The following is an 18,367-nucleotide window of genomic DNA, read 5'->3' as shown; positions in this document are numbered from 1 at the left end:
GGAGCCGCCAAGCCCATGTCCGATCTGGCTGCCAACTTGACCGATCCCAGCACCATACTGGCCATTGTCGTGGCCGTTGTGGTGTTTGCCACCTTGTATACGATCGCCTTGCCCATGTTGGAGCGCGGCGACCTCAACAAGCGCATGAAAGCCGTCTCGACGGAGCGCGAGCAGATTCGGGCACGCGAGCGGGCGCGGCTGGGGGCCGATGGCAGCAAGGCAACGCTGCGCAATCAGAACAACCACAATGTCAGGCAGATCGTCGAGCGCTTCAATCTGCGCAACGCGCTTGTCGACGCCAATACCGTCAACCGTCTGCGCGCCGCCGGCCTGCGCTCGGAAAACGCCTTGAACATGTTTCTGGTGGCGCGGTTTCTGCTGCCATTCCTGTTTCTTGCCGTTGCTTTGCTCTTGGTCTTCGGCCTCGGCTATTTCGCCAGCAGGCCGTTGCCGATCCGTCTTCTCGGCGTCATTGTCATGGCATATTTCGGCTTTTACGCACCGAACATCTATATCTCCAATCTGGTTACCAAGCGTCAGAAGTCGATCAAGCGCGCCTGGCCCGATGCACTGGACCTGATGCTGATCTGCGTGGAGTCGGGCATATCGATCGAAGCCGGCATGCGTCGTGTCGCCGAAGAGATGGGGGAGCAGTCGCCAGCACTCGCGGAAGAAATGATCCTGACCACGGCTGAGCTTTCCTTCCTGCAGGATCGCCGTACCGCCTTCGACAACCTCGCTGCCCGCACGCAGATCGAGCTGGTCAAATCGGTGACGCAGGCGCTCATTCAGGCCGAGCGTTACGGAACGCCGCTCTCGCAAGCCCTGCGCGTCATGGCTCAGGAAGGCCGCGACGAGCGCATGAACGAGGCGGAAAAGAAGGCAGCGGCGCTGCCGCCGAAGCTGACTGTGCCGATGATCGTCTTCTTCCTGCCTGTGCTGATGGCGGTCATTCTCGGGCCGGCGATCATCCGTGCTCTGGACAAGTTCTGAACGTTCCGGCTTGCCCGCAGCGCGGGAGAATGATTAAGCTACCACCGATGTCGCCGGCGGCGCTATCGAGTCTCTTCGGGAATGCGCAAAGAGTACAGCGCCGACGACCGAGCGGATATCCAGCCATATCGGGAGGGGTCGCATGTCATCCATAGCGGTATTTTTCAGTGTCATTGCTGCAGTTTTCATCGGTGCCGTCAGCCCGGGGCCGAGCTTTGTACTGGTTTCGCGCATTGCTGTCTCCCGTTCCCGCAAGGCGGGTCTGGCGGCGGCTTTCGGCATGGGGGCAGGGAGCGTCATCTTCGCGACGCTCGCTCTGTTCGGTTTGAGCGCGCTGCTGATGAAGGTCGAATGGCTCTATCTGGCGCTGAAGGTCGCCGGCGGCCTCTATCTGATCTATGTCGGCATCCGCATCTGGCGCAACGCCGCGCATGATCTTCCCCTCGATGCGCCAGCCACCCCCGCGGCCGGAGGGATACTACGCAACTTCGGCTTTGCGCTTGGAACGCAGCTCAGCAATCCGAAGACCGCCATCTTCTATGGCAGTATCTTCGCCGCACTTCTTCCGTCCTCGCCAGCTCCGTGGCTGCTGATGACGGTTCCGCCGGCGGTTTTTCTGGTCGAGGTCGGGTGGTACACCGTGGTCACCCTGGCTTTCTCGTCCAATCGTCCGCGCGCTTTCTATGTCGGATCGAAACTGTGGATCGACAGGGTGGCCGGCGCGGTTATCGGTGCGCTGGGAACAAGGCTGATGATGGATGGCCTGCCGCGGCATTTATGGCGCTGACGACCTGACGCGGCGGCGCCGTTGCGAAAGAAGGCGCCGCTGGCTTTCGCCTGGTATTGTTTACTGGACGGCCTTCTTGCCGTCACCGCTTGCGGCAAGCTTCTGCCAGGAGTTGCGCTGCGCCAGCATGGAGCGCAGATAGGTGACATTGGCGTTCGCCTGCTGCGGCGTCAACTCCTCCCGGGCGATCTTCTCCGCTTCGGCGAAGCGGCCCTGCAAACCGACAACGAGCGCCAGGTTCTGGCGAACGCGGCTGTCTTTGCCGGGTTGCGCAATCGCCGAGCGAAGGTAGCTCTCGGCATTCTTTAGATCGCCGGTCAGCACATAGGACATGCCGAGGTTCGAAAGGACCGTCGGCTCGTTAGGAGCAAGCACCAGCGCGTCCCGATATTTGCCGCGTGCATCGGTGGAGCGGCCAAGCTGATCGAGAATGGCACCTTCAGCGGAAACCAGGCGCCAGTCGGGACGGTCTGGGGTCTGAGCGCGGTCGATGGTGGAGAGCGCCTGTTCCAGCTGACCCGCCGCTGCCTGCGCCTTGCCATAGGCCGCCAGCACGCCGCGATCGTTTGGATTGTTGATCGCGACCTGCTGCATGACGGCAAGCGCCTGATCGTTGCGGCCGCTCATGCGCAACGCATTAGCATAGTTGACGCCCGCGTCGCGATCCTTGGGGTTGGCATCGTACGCCTTGCCGAACGTCGCGGTCGTCTGCGCCAGGTCGGTGCTGTTCATCGTGTCCATCGGCCTCGAAGACTTCGGGATCGAGCCGGTGGTGATGTTGTCCTTGCTCGCCGTCGTCGAGCAGCTTGCCAGGGCGAGTGTCAAAAGCGCGGCGGAAGTGCCTCGAAAAAGGAAGGTTCTAAGCAAAGACGAGGTTGAACCGGCGGACATAACGCTACTTCCCTGAATCCAAAAGTCTTGCGTCCGGCCTAGAATCGAAACAGGGAAAGGTTCGACGCAATGTTCGCTCCAGCAATAATCTGTTAACCCTAACAGACGGTTAACTCTCGATTCCCCGAAGTCATTGTCAAAGGATGGTTATGGCCCCCTATCAATTCATCGAGCGCGCGACGCCCTTCAATTCGAAGGGTGGCGCAACGCTGCCGATCTTTGCCGTCACGCCGGCGCATGTAGAAACCGGCACCATCGATCCCATCGCGCTCGATTGGGCCCACAAGGCAGGATACAAGGCCGATAGCGGCTCGCTGCTGCTGATCCCGACGGCGGAAGGCCATCTCGGCGGTGCGTTGTTTGGTCTTGGCTCCAATCCCTCCGAACAGCCGTTCCTCACGGGCAAGCTCGCGCGCAGCCTGCCTGCTGGCGACTGGCACATCGAGACCGCGCCGCTGACAGCGAACCGCCTTTCGCTCGGCTTCGGTCTCGGCAGCTATCGGTTTGATCGCTACAAGTCGGAAAAGGCGCCGGCGCCGACCTTGATGATACCGCGCGATGCCGATGCTGCCGATATCAAGCGCCAGCTTGCCGGCGTCTTCCTTGCGCGCGACCTCATCAACACCCCTACCAACGACATGGGGCCGGAGCAGCTGGAGGCTGCCTTCCGGGCGCTCGCCCAACACTACAAGGCGGAAATGTCCGTCATCATCGGCGATGACCTGCTGAAGGAAAACTTCCCGCTCGTGCATACGGTGGGGCGCGCCAGCGCCGATGCGCCGCGCCTGCTGGAAATGCGCTGGGGCAAGAAGGGCCATCGCCGCATCACGCTGGTCGGCAAGGGCGTGTGCTTCGACACCGGCGGTCTCGACATCAAGCCCGCATCCTCGATGCTGCTGATGAAGAAGGACATGGGTGGTGCTGCGAACGTCATGGGCCTAGCTCTAATGATCATGGACGCCAAGCTCAAGGTCGATCTGCGCGTCATCATTCCCGTCGTCGAGAATTCGATTTCGGCCAACGCCTTTCGCCCCGGCGATATCTACAAGAGCCGCAAGGGCTTGACGGTTCAGATCGACAATACCGATGCAGAGGGTCGGCTGATCCTCGCCGATGCGCTTGCCTACGCCGATGAGGATGCGCCGGATCTGATGATCGACATGGCGACGCTGACGGGCGCGGCCCGCGTGGCGCTCGGCCCCGACCTGCCGCCCTTCTTCACCGACGACAGCGAACTCGCCAGCGATCTCACCGAGGCGAGCCTTGAAACGGACGACCCGCTGTGGCGCATGCCGCTCCACATGGGCTACGACAAGGATATACGCACCAAATTCGCCGATATCACCAATGCGCCTGCCGGCGGCATGGCAGGCTCCATCACGGCCGCGCTGTTCCTCAAGCGCTTTGTCACCAAGACGCCGAGCTGGGTCCACTTTGATATCTTCGGATGGGCCCCGAGCGAGCGTCCGCACTCGCCAGGCGGCGGCGAGGCACAAGCGATCCGCGCGCTGTATCATCACATCAGGCAGAGCCTGCGCTAAAACATAGCTACCCCCTCCACCCGCATTGCGGGAGAGGGGGTGAATTCCCCTTGAATCCGCCACGATCTTGGCAGAAACTGGAACGGAAGCGTAATGATTTTCGGGGTTGTCCGTGCCGCTAGATCTCTCCGCCTCACAGGCCCTTGGCCTCTGGCATGGCGTGACGCTCGCTCAGGTGCGCCGCGAGGATCATGATTTGACGCTGCGGCAGACGGCGATCCTGCTGCAGATCTATCTCGTGCCGCCGCCGCATACCGTGCGCGGACTGGCCGCGACGCTCGGCGTCACCAAGCCGGTCATCACCAGAGCGCTTGACACCATGGGTGAGATGGGATTGGTCGACCGCGTCCGCGACGAGCGCGATCGCCGCAATGTCATCATCAAGCGCACGGTCACCGGTGCGCTCTATCTGGAAAAACTCGGCGATCTCGTCATCGAGCATGGCCGCAAACTGTGAGTTCGGGAATAGCTTCATGATGCTCGACCGTCGCCTAAACGCTTTCAGACCTGATCTTGCCGAAGCCTCTCTGAGAGGGAAGGTTGAAGCCGAACGTTTCGTCGAAGGAAGCATGGCAGCAGTCTCGGTTCCCGTCGTCGCACTTCGTCCGAAGCCGGATCTCGCCACAGGTATCGATACAGAGCTGCTGATGGGCGAGGAAGTGCTGGTTTTCGAGCGCAGCGGCGACTGGTGTTGGGTCAAGGCGATCGCGGACGGCTATGTCGGCTATCTACCCGAAACGGCACTCATGGAAGGGGCTGCCGCTGCGACCCATATCGTCGTACCGCAGCGCACCTTCATCTATCCCGAGCCGGAACTACGCAAGCCGCATGCTGCCGTGCTGTCGATGGGGAGCCGCGTGCGGGTTGTCGGCACCGCCGAGGCGCGGGGCAATCACTACGTCGTCCTTGACGATGGAACCGCCATCTTCGCCAGACATGTCCAGCCGATCGGTGAGGGCGCCGGTGGCGATTATGTCGATGTCGCCCTGCGTTTTCTCGAGACGCCCTATCTCTGGGGTGGTCGTTCCGGCCTCGGCATCGATTGCTCCGGGCTGGTGCAGCTGGCGCTATTGATGACGGGGCGCACCGCTCCGCGCGATACCGACATGCAGGCGGCCGGCCTGGGCGAGCCCATTGACCGCGAAGAGCTGAAGCGCGGCGATTTCGTCTTCTGGAAGGGCCATGTCGCGATCATGGAAGACCCGGAGACCATGGTTCATGCCAACGGCCATACGATGACCGTTGCTCGTGAAAATTTCGCAGCCGCCGTGGAGCGCATCGGCTGGCTCTACGAATATCCCACCGGCTACCGGCGTCTTGCCGGCTGAGCATCGCTCGGAACTGTCCCCTGTCTGAGCCGTTATCCCCTTGATCGATATGACCTGTCGAGAGGAGGAAGACACATGCCCATCACCGCTATGGAAAAAACGGTTCGAGACATTCTGCGTGACGGTCATTTGCGCAGGCGCGGCAAGATCGACAAGCTGCTGGAGCTGCAGAGCGAAGCGCGGGGTGTGCAACGCGCCGGCAGCGAGAGTTCGATGAGTGCCGATGATGGCCTTCAGGACGATCTGCGCGTTATCGAAAAGGCGCTGCACGACCTGCATGCCGATATCGCGCAGAAGGGCGCCGCCACGCTATAAGGCGGCTTGGAGCCGATACCTTTTCGGCGAAATCGCCTTCACTCGCTGCGCGGTCGGGAAATCCAGATGCCGGCGATGATGACGACGCCACCTAGTGCCTGGATCAGCGTGACGTTTTCGCCGAACAGGATCCAGGCAAACAGTGCTGCCGCGATCGTTTCCAGGAAAATGACCAGGGACGAGAAAACCGTTGGCAGCCTTCCGAGCGCCACCGAGACCAGCCCCTGACCGCCCGCATGGCTGATAAGGCCAAGCGCCAGCAGCACGCCCCATCCGGAGATCGACTGCGGCAAGATTCGTGGCTCGAAGAAAATCGCGACCAGGAACAGCAGCGCCGAGGTAATGACGCTAAGTTCGAAGGTGACGCGGGCGGCGTTCGTTCTGCCGCGCGCTGCGCCGACGGCCAGGAAATAGAGGCCGAAGAAGGCGCCTGTGACAACTGCAAGGCCATCCCCGACCGCGCGGCTCGGGTTGAATGCGAGGCTCTGCACCACGAGTGCCGTGCCGCCTGCGAGGCACACCAAAAGCCCAATGAGCGTCGCACGGCTCACCCTCTGCCGCAGCAGCAGCCAGCCGAAGATGACGACCCATAGCGGCGCCATGGTCGCGAAGAAGGTCGCATTGGCAATCGTGGTCCGCAGGATGGAGATGTGCCAGAAGAACAGGTCTCCGGTGAAGGCCATCCCGGCAAGGACCGTTGCCAAGGTAAAGCTGGCGCGAGGTGCAGCGGGCTCTGCCGCCTCGGCATAGCGCATCCAGACCCAAAGGATCGGCAGCGCCAGGAAGACGCGCCAGAAGGCGCTGGCGAAAGGACCGACGTCGGCGAGGCGCACAAGGCTGGGCGAAATGCTCATCGCAAGCGCCGCCAGCACCATCGCGACCAACCCTAAGACAAATCCCTTCGAGTCGTCGGATGTCGCCTTGTCTACGGCTGGAAGGCTTGCTTCCGCTTCTTCGCGAAAGTCATGAGAGTGCGTATCGTAATCGATGCCGGGGCGTGACATTCTTTTGCCTTTGCAAGTCAGGTAATTTGTGGCGCAAACCTAATACATGGGAAACGAGTATTTGGCTCCATTTTGCAGGCTTCCGTGCAATTTTGTTTCCTCTTTGCGGTAAGGATATTTTGAAATGCGCAAATCGGCCGATCTCGACGAATTCGATGTGGCTATTCTCGAGATCCTCCAAAAGGACTGCACTGTTCCGCAGCGCCAGATCGGCGAACTGATCCATCTCTCGGCGCCGGCCGTGCAAAGACGTATCAAGCGCATGCAGGAAAATGGCGTCATCGAGGCGAATATTGCCGTTATCGATCCGACAGCCGTTGCTTTGCCGATCACCATCATCGTCGAAGTCCAGATCGCCGACGAACGCTACGAGCTTATCAGTGCAATAAAGCGCAGTTTCCTCCAGGCACCGGAGGTTCAGCAATGCTACCAGGTGACCGGTGAGGCGGATTTCGTCCTTGTCGTGGTGGTGGCGAGCATGACGGAGTACCAGGCACTCAGCCGCCGCCTCTTCCACGACAATCCAAATGTGACGAAGTTCAAGTCGCTCGTCGCCATGGACCGTGTGAAGGTCGGCCTCTCCCTGCCTCTCACCCGAGACTAGCTTACGTCGGGGAAGGCATCGCTCAGACCGGACGCTTCGGCCAGTTCGTCACGCCACCGGTCCAATCCTCGAAAGCCTTGGAAAGACGTAGCACCAGCATGTCGCCGAAGCGCGGGCCGACGATCTGCAGGCCGATCGGCATACCGGAGCGGGAGAAGCCGCAATTGATCGAGGCCGCCGGCTGCTCAGACATGTTCCACGGAACCGTGAAGGCGATATGCTCGAAAGGCCGGGCAGGATCGTTGGTGGGCGAAGCCCATTCGGCAGGGTAGGAGACGATCGGATTGGTTGGCGAGAGCACGGCGTCGACCTCGGTGAAAAGCTTGCTGCAGTTCTTGCGCATCTCGATCGTCTGGTTGAAGCCGCGCACGGCGTCGACGCCGCTGACATCAGCGCCACCTTTCGCCCAGCTATGGATATAGGGCAGGATCGCGTTGCGGCGTTCCTCACTCAAACCCATAATGTCACCCCAGAAGCGCGCGCGCCAGAAGGCATCGAGGCCGTCTAGCATCTGCCGCGTCAGCACCGGTGCGACATCGACGACGGTCGCGCCTGCCTTTTCGAAGCGCTTGGCAGCGGCAAGAACCGCGTCGCGCACCTCGTCGTCGACGGGCAGGCCACAGCCGGCCTCGAGCATCAACCCGATCGTCATGCCCCGAATGTTGATGTCGAGATCCATCCAGTCGATCTCGTTCGGCGGCAGGCTGGTGCCATCGCGCCAGTCGGGACGTGACAGCGTCGCCATCGAGAAGGCGGCATCCTCGACCTTGCGGGTCATGGGTCCGGCGCATCGCCCGACATAATAGGGATCGACCGGGATGCGGCCATGGCTCGGTTTGAAGCCGAAAATGCCGGTCCAGCCCGCCGGCAGCCGCACCGAGCCGCCGATGTCGGTGCCGATATGCAGCGGCCCATAGCCAGCCGCAGCCGCAGCCGACGCGCCGGCGCTGGAGCCGCCCGGATTCTGGCTCGGGTCCCAGGGATTGCGGCTGAGCTTGTGAAAACTGGAGAGACCGGAGGACAGCATGCCGTAATCGGGGCAGGTGGTCTTGGCGAAAATCACCGCGCCATCCTCGCGCAGGCGGGCGGCGATCGGCGCGTCTTCTGCGGCGGGGATGAGTTCGATGGCCGCCGTGCCGAGCGGCACCGGCTGGCCCTTGGTTGCGATCAGCTCCTTCAGCGTCACCGGAATGCCGTCCAGCGCCCCAAGCGGTGCGCCCTTTGCCCAGCGCGCGGTAGAGGCAGCCGCCTGTCTGCGGGCATCCTCCGGGTCATAGGCATAGAGCGCCGATATTATCGGCTCCCATGCCTCGATATGCTGTTCCAGCGCCAGCCAATAATCGCTGGGAGACAGGCTCTTGTCGGCAAACTTGCGCCTGAGGTCTAGGATGGAAAGATCGGTGGGTTCGCTCATGATCCATTCTCTTTGTGCATCAGCGCGTCGCCTCGCGGGGGTCGAGGAGATCGCGCAGCCCGTCGCCGAGCAGGTTGAAACCGAGCACGGAAAGCGCAATGGCAACGCCCGGCAGAAGAGCGAGCCATGGCGCGACGTGGAAATAAGTCTGCGCGTCGGCCAGCATTCGGCCCCAGGTCGGCGCAGGAGGTGGCACGCTGAGACCCAGGAAGGCAAGCCCTGCCTCGGTCAGGATGGCGAGACCGAGCTGGATGGTTGCCTGAACGATGATGCTGCCCATGATGTTCGGCAGGACATGGCGCATTGTGATGGCAAGCTGCGTGTTGCCGATGGCGCGCGCCGCCAGCACATAATCCCGGCTCCAGGCCTGCAGCGCCGAGCCGAGTGCCACGCGGGCAAAGACCGGCACCATGAAGACGGCGATGGCGATAATCGCCGTCATGCGCCCGGTGCCGAGAAACGCGCCGAGGATCATCGCGGAGAGGATCGGCGGCAGCGCGAAGATCATGTCGCAGGCCCGCATGACCAGCGCCTCGAACAGCCCGCGTTCTGCGGCGGCAGCAACGCCGATGATTGTCCCGATTGTTCCGCCGATCGCGACGGCCGAAACGGAGATCGACAGCGAATTCCAGCAGCCCGCCATCAGCATCGACAGAACGTCATGGCCGAGCTGATCCGTACCCAGCAGTCCGAAGCCGAAGGGCGGCTGAAGCTTGTGGGTGATCTGTATCTTTGCGGGCGGCACCGGCGTCCAGAACAAAGAGACGATGGCGATGCAGACGAGCGTGAGGATGATCAGCGCGCCGACCATAAGGTTCGCGCGCCGCATTGAGCGAAAACGCGAGCGATAAGGGCGTGCGGCGATCTTGCTCTCGGCGAGGCTCATTTTGCGCCTCCCGCTCGCAATCGGGGATCAACGGCGAGGTAGGAAAGGTCCACCAGGAAGTTCACGATGATCACAAGACCGGCGAAGAACAGCACGACATCCTGAAGTACGATGACATCGCGCTGGCTGAGCGCCTGATAGGCGAGGCGGCCAAGGCCGGGCAGGGTGAAGACGTTCTCGATCAACACCGCGCCGGCGACCAGAAAGGTGAATTGCAACCCCAGGATGGTGAGCACAGGTACCAGCGCATTCGGCACCACATGTCCCCAGAGCACGCGGTTGCGCGACAGGCCCTTGGCAGTCGCCGTACGGGTAAAATCCTCATGCAGCGTGTCGAGCACCGCAGAGCGTGTGACCCGGGTCAGGACTGCGGCCTGCGGCAGCGCAAGTGCGACGGCGGGCAGCACAAGCGATTTCAATGCCGGCCCCACACCATTGCCCCAACTGGGAAAGCCGCCGGCCGGCATCCAGCCAAGGGAAGTAGCAAACAGAAGGACCAGCAAGAGGCCGATCCAGAAGCCCGGCACGGCAATGCCCATCTGCGAAAACAGCGTTGCTGTGATATCGAAGACGCCGCCGCGCCTGGCGGCCGCCGAGACACCGAGGGGCACGGCGATAAGAACGGACAGCAGAATGGCAAGGGCGGCAAGCGGCAGGGTGACGGCAAGCCGCTCGACGATCAGGCCGGCGACTGGCACGCCGTACGTATAGGATTTGCCGAGATCGCCTGTCAGTGCGCCGGCAAGCCATTGGCCGTAGCGGATGATCAGCGGTTGATCGAGGCCCATATCATGCCGAAGGGCTGCCAGCGTTTCTGGTGTCGCGGAAGTGCCGAGCGTGATCGCAGCCGGATCGCCCGGTAGCAGCGCCATGACGGCAAAGACCAGCAGCGAGACCGCGAGCAGCGTCAGGATCAGTCCGAAAATCCGGCGGGTGAGCAATACGATCATAGCATGTCCATGGCCGATCGTGCCGGCCTCGTGAACCTCGACGGCGGGCGGCTTGGGGCCGCCCGTCGGCATCGTCGCGCAGAAGCGATCAACCCTCCCAGGATACGTTGGTCAGCACGTTCGAGGGGATAGGCTCGTTCTCCCAAAGACCCCTGAGCTTCTTGTCCCAGACACCAAGCTTCGGCATGACGAAAAGAAAGAGGGCCGGCACATCCTCCGCGAGAATGCTCTGCGCCTCACCATAGAGCTTGTTCTGCTCGGATACGTCGGCGGTGAGCTGGATCTTCTTGATCAGCTCGTTGAAGGCAGAATTCTTGTAGTTGAAGTAATAGGGGTCGCGCGAATAGATATCGATATCCATCGGCTCGGCATGGGCGACGATGGTCATGTCGTAGTTGCGGCCGGTAAACACGTCCTGCACCCACTTGGCTGGGAATTCCGTCGGGTCGATATTCATCGTCACGCCGATATCGGCAAACATCGCCTGCATCACTTGTGCGCTACGTGGCGCATAGGCCATCTGCGGCGTCTTGATGGTGAAGGTGAAACCATTTGGATAGCCGGCTTCGGCAAGCAGTGCCCTCGCCTTGGCGGCATCGTAGGGTAGCGTGCCGGTCAGATCCTTGTAGCCGGGGTCGTTCGGTGTGTAGTGGCTGCCGATGGCGGTTCCGAGGCCGGACCACGCGCCCTCGATGATCGTCTTGCGATCGAGCGCCATCATCAGGGCCTGGCGCACGCGCTTGTCGTCGAAGGGCTTGCGGGTGTTGTTCATGCCGGCCACGACCTTGAGCTCGGTATTGCCGATCTTGGTCGTGAGCCTTGCATCGCCCTCGAAGGAATTCATGAGTTCAGGCGCCGCGAACTCCGGAAAAGCGTCGACATCGCCGGCCTTGAGCGCCGCTGCCTCTGCCTGCGGATCGGAAATGAAGCGGAAGGTTACCTTCTCAAGCTTTACGTCGACCGACTTGTTCCAATAATCCGGGTTCTTCATCAGGTCGACATGGTCGCCTTTGGCCCAGACAGAGAACTTGAACGGGCCGGTGCCGACGGGAGTCGTCTTATCGTTGGCGGAGGATTTCGGCCCGACCATGACGGAGCTCGGCCAGCCGAGCCAATAAAGCAGGCTGCCGGTCGGTGAAGAAAGATGCAGCACCAGCGTTTCGGCATCCGGCGTGTCGATCGAGACGATAGTCGCAAAGAAACGCTTCTGCGGATTGACGGAATCGGCGCCGCGGGCGCGATCGAGCGTGAACTTGGCGGTGGTGGAATCGAAGGTCTGGCCATCGTGGAATTTCACGCCGCTTTGCAGCTTGAACGTATAGGTGAGGCCATCGGGCGAAATTTCCCAGCTCTTGGCAAGCTGCGGCACGATCTTGCCGCTTTCGTCGATGGCAACCAGTCCTTCGAAGATATTTTGCCAGGTCACTTGGCCGATTGCTACCGGCGCGGCGATCGTGGGATCTAGGCCTGTGGGTTCGACGCTCATGCCGAGATTGAGCGCCGTCTTTGCAGCTTGCGCCTGCGTCAGGCCCATCATGAGTAGGCCGGTCGAAAGCGCGGTACCGAAGGCAAGCCTGCGCGCGATATCGCCAAGGTTCGGGCGTGAAAATTTCGTCATCCTTGTTCCCTTGCTTTGCCGCTTACCTCCGGCACGCGGTGTTTTTCACGATAGTGTCATCTCGCAGTCGCACACACAATTCTGAATATTTGTGCATGTGCGATCAGGGCCTTGAAAATCCGCTGAATCGATCCCGCCATGCGGCTTGTGTCCCCCCGATCGGCAGCGCCGTTGCTTCGTAGACGCCACGGGCGATGGCGCGCGCCATGACGATGGTCGCCAGATGGCAGAGTTCCATGAAGCTCGACATGTCCGCGCGGGGGTGCTTGGCGGTGGAGGCGGCAAAGACGGTGTCGCCGTCGAGCGGCAGGTGCGTCGGCAAAAGCGCCCGGGCTAGGCCATCGTGAGCGCAGATGGACAGCCGATGCGCTTCGGCCTTGGTCAGCTGCGCGTCGGTGACGACGGCACCGATGGTTGTGGCGGTGATGTTCGTGCCCTTCAGTCGCAGGCGCGAATCGATGGCTTGCGGCATGCCGAGGCCGCCAAACTCGCCACTCTCCTCGAAAGGAGCCGCCCAGAAATGTGGCCCGTCGCCGATGGTGGCGGAGCCGAGCGCATTGACGGCGACGATGGCCGCGATCCTGTATCCCTTGCTGCTGACCGCACTTGCCGAGCCGAGGCCGCCTCTTACTGTCGCTGTCGTCGCGCCCGTACCAGCGCCGGTCGTGCCGAGCGCGAAGGAGCCCTTGCTCGCCGCTTTGAAGGCGGCATAGCCGAGATCGCGATAGGGCGAGTGCAGCCCCCAATCCTTGTTGCCGCCGTTGATGAGATCGAAGAGGATAGCTTGCGGCACGATCGGTACCAGCGCATCGCCGACCTTGAGGCCGCGACCGATCTCCCGCAAGCCCGCCTGCACGCCACCTGCGGCATCGAGCCCGAAGGCCGATCCGCCCGAAAGCACGAGAGCATCCACCGTGCCGACCGTCATTGCGGGATCCAGCAATGATGTGTCCCGTCCACCGGGCGCGCCGCCGAGAACGGTGCCGGATGCAACCGCCGGCTCATCGAAGATGATGACGGTAACGCCCGAGCCGAGCGCAAGATCGGTAGAGTGACCGACCGCGACGCCTTCGACATCGGTCAGGAGGTTGAGATGGGCAGCCAATGAAAAATCCTTCGCCGTTTGCAACGCGAGGTCGTCATGGCGATAGGACCGCAAAGAGATTCAAAAGACAAGACGGGTTTGTTCGAGGACAGTGCCGTTATGGCAGAACGCGATAGTTCGACGCTGCGGCGCCAGGCGCCGCAATGGGATGGCATGAGCATAGAAGACCGACGAATTTACGTGAGGGCTTTGCCAAAGAAAAAGCCCCCACCCTGATTCTATCAAAGGGTGAGGGCTGGCGACTGGATTGGGTAAGAACGTAGGTTAACCGGTCCATCAAACATGGATCGGTTGTGCCTGCTGCCGTGAAAGAAGATCGCGGATCGCAAGCTTCACTTCGTCTGCGTTTCTGAAACGCTGCTCGTCCAGATCATGGACGTGATACTTCACAGCGATAAACTTGAGCCGATCCTGATCGGGAACGACGATGCCGACGGGAATGCCGGCGTATTCGATAACTTGCTTCTTCATAAATAGACTCCCTCCGCACCGCTATCGGTGCAGACATGGCGAATTGACTGTTTGAATCCGGTAAGAGGACGAACGTCACATTCGACAGCACGGGCGGGAGAGCGTGCCCGAGCGGTCATTGCCAAGCACAGACCGCCCAAGGATCGAAGCGATGACTTTAGTATTCAGCATGTCGTGTCCCTAGTTGGCGTTGCACTTGATGGGGCTCCGGAAAGGAGCTCGGCGGATAGTGTGTTATTGTCTATTATATTAGTGGACAATAACAATTTCATCCCCAGAAACATATTCCTAAAGATGTCAAAATGTCGGCGATCGGTAAAATAAAATTCCGTTCCTGGTTAAATGCGAGGAAGGTTGTCGTTCACTTTCCTGCCATCTCCCGTGTCGCAACGGCTTGCCGAACACCGACAGACAAATAGGAACTGCGAGCAGATTCGGCAATGCCCGGACGGCACTAAAATTCGCTCGCCGCTAAATCACCTCAATGGTTAATGGTGCGGCGGGCGCATCAGAATCCGTCCGCAAGCACCTTTTCCAGGGCTTCCACGAAGAAATCGGCGCTCTCGGGCGCAAGGCAGAGCGGCGGCTTTATTTTCAACACGTTCAAGTGATCGCCGGTCGGCTGCATGATGACCCCGAGATCGAGCAGGCGCTCGCAGATCGCGGCCGTTTCCTCGGTGGCTGGCGTCAATGCCTCGCGGTCGCGGACGAATTCCACGCCGAGATAGAGGCCTGTGCCGTGCACCGCGCCGATCAGCGGGAAGCGATCCATCAGGGCAATCAATCCGGCCTTCAACCGATCGCCCACCACGCGGGCATTGTCCTGCAGATTCTCGTCCTTGATGACGTCGAGAACCGTGAGGCCGACCACACAGCTCACCGGGCTTCCACCGGCCGACGAGAAGAAATAGCCTTCTCGTTCGAGCGATTCGGCGATCTCGCGGCGGGTGATGACGGCGCCGAGCGGATGGCCGTTGCCCATTCCTTTGGCGACGGTGATGATGTCGGGCACAACACCCTGCGTCTCGAAACCCCAGAAGTGTTCGCCGAGCCGGCCGTAGCCCACCTGCACCTCGTCTGCGATACAGAGGCCGCCGCGCTGGCGCACGGCACCGAATGCGCCGGCCAGATAGCCGTGGGGCAGGGTGATGCCGCCGGCATTGCCGTAGACCGGCTCTGTGATGAAACCCGCGATGCCATCGCCTTTCTCATCGATCGCCTGCAACTTCTCCGTGACATCAACCAGGTAATCGGCTGCCGAATCGGGACCGCGGAATGGGCCGCGATAGGTATTGGGCGAAATGACCGGATGGACCCAGTCGGGGCGCGTCGTCAGTGCCTGCGGGTTGTCGGCAATCGAGGTCGAAACCGCGTCGCTCGCGACCGTCCAGCCGTGATATGCCTCCAGCAGGCAGAGCATGTTCCTTTTGCCCGTATGCGCCCAGGCAAGCCGGATGGCGAGATCGTTGGCCTCCGAGCCGCTATTGACGAGGAAGACGCTGTCGAGTCCATCAGGCGCCAACATGGCCAGCCGTTCCGAAAACTCCGCGACCACAGAATAATGGAAACGGGAATTGGTGTTGAGCAGTGACCATTGATGCGCGACGGCAGCAGTCAGCCGCGGATGGGCGTGGCCCAGCATGGTGACGTTGTTGACCATGTCGAGGTAGCAACGCCCCTGCATGTCGAACAGAAATTCGCGCCATCCGCGTTCGATCTGCGGCGGCATCTCGTAATAGTGCTTCTGCGGCTTGGCGAAGCGCGCATGGCGCAAGGAAAGCAGCGTGGAGGCATCCGTCCGCCGCGCCTCGCAGTTGGCGTTGAGAAGGGCGGCAGGTGAGGGGCAGACGGCCGACCATCCGTCCGCCTGATCTGCCGTCGCAAAGAGCGGCGGCACGAGGCCTGGCACGCGGCAGAGCTGAATGCGCAAGCCGCCGATCGCCGATCCCTCGCTGCCCACCGTGCCGATCGTGGCGCCCTGTTCTACCGCCGCGCCATCTTCAAGTGCGCTCTCGAGGCCGTCCAGATGCAGGCTGACGTCTTCGCCCACCAGGACGAGATGGTGCCCCTGCTGCTGCAGTAGCCCAGAAAAAGGAGCAACGACCATTGAGCCGGACGGCAGGCACACATCGTTGTGCAAGGCGAAATTCTGCGGCGCCGCCATGCTCAGCGGCGTGGCGAGAGATAAGCGGAATTCGCCGTAGCGCGTTGCCGCGGCACCGGAGGCGATGGCTACCTGCGCGAGCAGCCGCCAATCCATGTCGGGCTTCTGCCAGTTGCCATCGACGAAATCCGGTCCCGTCGTGGAAAGATCGACGGCTGCGATCTGTTGCTGATCGATATCGGGCAGAAGCGGCGCCCAACCGTCCGTTACGATTGGGGCGACGTCGAAGCCGATCATCCGCAGGATTGCCGCTTCCATCACATCCGGCTGCGCACCGGTCGCGACATCGAAGATCTGTCGCTCGAAATCGAGATTGCCGCGCACATATTCGTTGTCTGGGTCGACGGCGAGCTGCTGTTCGCTGCTCGCGGCCAGGATGACCGCTCGTGCGACGATCAACGGCCACAATGCCTTGGCTTCGGCCTCTTCCAGCGGATAGACGGCATGATAGGCCTTGATCGCCGGAAGGATGTAGAAGGGGTTGCCATCCGCGTGATGCAGCAGTGAGGCGCAAGTGACTGCGAGATCGCCCACCAGCCAGCCCTGGATGATATCGCCGAAATCGATCACGCCATCGGGTACCTGCTGCCCGTGCGCATCGGGATGGCTGACGACGTTATCGTCGGTGACGTCGTGGTGCACGGGCTGCACGCGCAAGGTGCTTGCGAGCGGCTGGATGCGCTTGACGGCGGCCACCATCGCCTTGGCGATGCGGTCGCGCGCCTCATGGTCCGTTATGGTCGACAGCAGCTGCACGGCGACCGGGCCGGCTCTGCGCAGGTCCCATTGCAGGTTCCGATGCAGACCGGGATGGTCGAAATCGGCAAGGTCTCGGGCAAGCCGGGCAGAAAGCGCGCCAAGACCAGCGGCCGCAGCCGGCGGCAGATGCTTGCGCTGCGTGAGCGTCCGGCCGGGAAGAAAGCCGAGCAGCCGAATGAGGTAGTCCTGTTCGCGGATGGTGATGGTGAGGATATCACGACCGCTCAGGGATGGCACGACCTCGGGTATGCGCGGCGCATCCGGCTTTGCGTGCAGGTGGCGGATGGCGGCGTTCTGTGCCTCAAGCTCGATCAGCTCATACTCGGCGTGGCAGATCTTCAACACATAGGCGTTGTCGCCTGCATCGATGCGATAATTGCGGTCCTGTTGGCTGCCGAGCTCGGTCAAGGTTCCGCTCAGGCCGTAATGCGTCTGCAGAATTTCGGCCGCGTCCTCCGGCGTTATGTCCGGTCTTGGCAGTTGCATACGATTTACGAGCGTGGCGTCGGCCATTGCATCCCCCGGATGGTTCACTTGCGTCGACACTAAACCATTCCACCCTAAAGAAAATTACCCAAAACAGATAGGGTCGTTGTGCAATTTGGGAGAAGATAGGCCGCAGATCACATACGGCTAGATCGCTATGATTTTACGTTCGGTGCACCTGAAGTACGAATCCGCATTTAAATTAGAGGATGAAAGCCGAGCCTCCAGCTAAAACGTTGGTTAGCATCGCCGTCCCGCTCCCGGCTGCAGCTACTCGACTTCGATCGCATAGCTGCAGCCGGCGAGCGTCTTGCCGGGATGGCTGTCGTCTGTGGAGACATTGAGGGAGATGACTGTGTGGAGAACGGTATCGGAGTTTTCGAGCTGCTCCCGGGTCGACAGGATTTCCTTGGCGCCGAGGAACTTGTTCGGTTGGTCGACCGTCGCTGTCACGCCGAGCGCTTTGGCAAGTGCGTGTGGATCGGCTTCGTCGAGTACCGCCAAGGGGCCGGAGGAGGCAAATGCGATCCGGCTCGTTTCGCGCCCGAAGACGCGGATCGGTGCGGCCAGCTGGAATTCCCTGAGAAGAGGATTGTTCGACGGCAGCTCGGTGATGCCGAATTGTTTCATGGCGGCGGCGCTTTCAGGCCCAGTCAGCCACATGCCGAATTCATTGTAGCTTGGCACGTCGTAGGTCGTGCATTCGATCAGCTTGGCAAGATCGATCTTCCTGGGATCCTGCTCGGCAGTCGCGGCATGCACCGCTGGAGCACCCAAAAGAAGCGCCGTCAGCAGCAGCGTTCCGTCACGATAGAATGGCATGTCTTTTCCTTGCCCTGGCCCGATTCGATATCAGCAATATCAAATCGGGCTTCGAAGCGAAAAGAAAAGGGATGGCGGCTGCGCCTTACCCCATCCGCTCGGAAGCGTAGGAGCCTGGGCTTGCCGGGAAGACGACGGTGCGGTTGCCGTTGAGGAAGGTGCGGAAATGGATATGCGCATGGATGGCGCGTGCCAGTACCTGGCTTTCCACATCGCGGCCGATCGACAC

Annotated in this window: 17 protein-coding genes and 1 pseudogene; 7 read left to right on the top strand and 11 right to left on the bottom strand. The window is 61.4% G+C overall.

The genetic code is table 11. The annotated features are described in order from the left end of the window. The first annotated feature begins 15 nt into the window (after window positions 1-15). Both QD461_RS21100 and QD461_RS21095 read left to right on the top strand, forming a co-directional pair. Complete coding sequence (locus QD461_RS21100; RefSeq protein ID WP_414089510.1) at window positions 16-993, top strand: type II secretion system F family protein; 978 nt, start codon at window positions 16-18, stop codon at window positions 991-993. Window positions 994-1,135: 142 nt separating this feature from the next. Then, window positions 1,136-1,780 carry a LysE family translocator gene (locus QD461_RS21095; RefSeq protein WP_414089509.1) on the top strand — a complete coding sequence of 215 codons (645 nt, stop codon included), beginning with the start codon at window positions 1,136-1,138 and terminating at the stop codon, window positions 1,778-1,780. A gap of 60 nt (window positions 1,781-1,840) precedes the next feature. Here the strand turns inward: QD461_RS21095 and QD461_RS21090 are convergent, their stop codons facing one another. Then, window positions 1,841-2,671 (bottom strand): tetratricopeptide repeat protein, encoded by an 831-nt coding sequence (locus QD461_RS21090; RefSeq protein WP_414089508.1) that lies wholly within the window; start codon window positions 2,669-2,671, stop codon window positions 1,841-1,843. Window positions 2,672-2,820: 149 nt separating this feature from the next. On the opposite strand from QD461_RS21090, the gene QD461_RS21085 reads away from it, so the two are divergent. From QD461_RS21085 to QD461_RS21070, 4 genes are all read left to right on the top strand, one after another. Then, a complete protein-coding gene (locus QD461_RS21085; RefSeq protein ID WP_414089507.1) occupies window positions 2,821-4,212 on the top strand; it encodes a leucyl aminopeptidase family protein in 1,392 nt (463 codons plus the stop codon). A 112-nt stretch (window positions 4,213-4,324) separates the two neighbouring features. Further along, the gene (locus QD461_RS21080) at window positions 4,325-4,669 is read left to right on the top strand and encodes a MarR family transcriptional regulator (protein ID WP_184708606.1); all 345 of its coding nucleotides are present in this window, start codon (window positions 4,325-4,327) and stop codon (window positions 4,667-4,669) included. A 16-nt stretch (window positions 4,670-4,685) separates the two neighbouring features. Next, on the top strand, window positions 4,686-5,540 hold the full coding sequence (locus QD461_RS21075; protein WP_414089506.1) for an NlpC/P60 family protein: 855 nt from the start codon (window positions 4,686-4,688) through the stop codon (window positions 5,538-5,540). 75 nt (window positions 5,541-5,615) lie between these two features. After that, a complete protein-coding gene (locus tag QD461_RS21070) occupies window positions 5,616-5,855 on the top strand; it encodes a hypothetical protein (RefSeq protein ID WP_414089505.1) in 240 nt (79 codons plus the stop codon). 38 nt (window positions 5,856-5,893) lie between these two features. On the opposite strand, the gene QD461_RS21065 is transcribed toward QD461_RS21070, so the two are convergent. Then, entirely contained in the window at window positions 5,894-6,859 is a 966-nt protein-coding gene (locus QD461_RS21065) for a DMT family transporter (RefSeq protein WP_414089504.1), read from the bottom strand. Between the two features lie 124 nt (window positions 6,860-6,983). Here QD461_RS21065 and QD461_RS21060 point away from each other — a divergent pair, with 124 nt between their 5' ends. Then, window positions 6,984-7,463, top strand: coding sequence for an Lrp/AsnC family transcriptional regulator (locus QD461_RS21060; RefSeq protein ID WP_414089503.1), 480 nt, complete (start codon window positions 6,984-6,986; stop codon window positions 7,461-7,463). Between the two features lie 22 nt (window positions 7,464-7,485). Here QD461_RS21060 and QD461_RS21055 read toward each other — a convergent pair whose 3' ends face one another. The 9 genes and pseudogenes from QD461_RS21055 to purU all read right to left on the bottom strand — a co-directional run. Further along, window positions 7,486-8,877 (bottom strand): amidase, encoded by a 1,392-nt coding sequence (locus QD461_RS21055; RefSeq protein ID WP_414089502.1) that lies wholly within the window; start codon window positions 8,875-8,877, stop codon window positions 7,486-7,488. Window positions 8,878-8,896: 19 nt separating this feature from the next. Next, window positions 8,897-9,763, bottom strand: a complete 867-nt coding sequence (locus QD461_RS21050) for an ABC transporter permease (protein WP_414089501.1) — start codon at window positions 9,761-9,763, stop codon at window positions 8,897-8,899. Further along, window positions 9,760-10,713, bottom strand: a complete 954-nt coding sequence (locus QD461_RS21045; RefSeq protein WP_414089500.1) for an ABC transporter permease — start codon at window positions 10,711-10,713, stop codon at window positions 9,760-9,762. Before QD461_RS21045 ends, QD461_RS21050 begins: the two co-directional genes overlap by 4 nt. Before the next feature lie 88 nt (window positions 10,714-10,801). Then, window positions 10,802-12,331, bottom strand: a complete 1,530-nt coding sequence (locus QD461_RS21040) for an ABC transporter substrate-binding protein (RefSeq protein WP_414089499.1) — start codon at window positions 12,329-12,331, stop codon at window positions 10,802-10,804. Between the two features lie 103 nt (window positions 12,332-12,434). Further along, window positions 12,435-13,436 carry a P1 family peptidase gene (locus tag QD461_RS21035; RefSeq protein ID WP_414089498.1) on the bottom strand — a complete coding sequence of 334 codons (1,002 nt, stop codon included), beginning with the start codon at window positions 13,434-13,436 and terminating at the stop codon, window positions 12,435-12,437. A 276-nt stretch (window positions 13,437-13,712) separates the two neighbouring features. Next, a complete protein-coding gene (locus QD461_RS21030) occupies window positions 13,713-13,907 on the bottom strand; it encodes a hypothetical protein (RefSeq protein WP_184708588.1) in 195 nt (64 codons plus the stop codon). A gap of 508 nt (window positions 13,908-14,415) precedes the next feature. Further along, the gene (locus tag QD461_RS21025; protein WP_414089497.1) at window positions 14,416-17,343 is read right to left on the bottom strand and encodes an aminotransferase; all 2,928 of its coding nucleotides are present in this window, start codon (window positions 17,341-17,343) and stop codon (window positions 14,416-14,418) included. 243 nt (window positions 17,344-17,586) lie between these two features. Then, window positions 17,587-18,138 (bottom strand): hypothetical protein, encoded by a 552-nt coding sequence (locus QD461_RS21020; RefSeq protein ID WP_414089496.1) that lies wholly within the window; start codon window positions 18,136-18,138, stop codon window positions 17,587-17,589. A gap of 85 nt (window positions 18,139-18,223) precedes the next feature. Next, window positions 18,224-18,367 (bottom strand): annotated as a pseudogene (purU, locus tag QD461_RS21015) (formyltetrahydrofolate deformylase); the annotation flags it as partial.

Origin of the sequence: Rhizobium sp. BR 314 (assembly GCF_047445805.1) — a bacterium.
Lineage (GTDB): Bacteria > Pseudomonadota > Alphaproteobacteria > Rhizobiales > Rhizobiaceae > Rhizobium > Rhizobium lusitanum_B.
The sequence above is the reverse complement of the archived record's forward strand: the minus strand, read 5'-3'. Positions and strand labels throughout refer to the sequence as shown.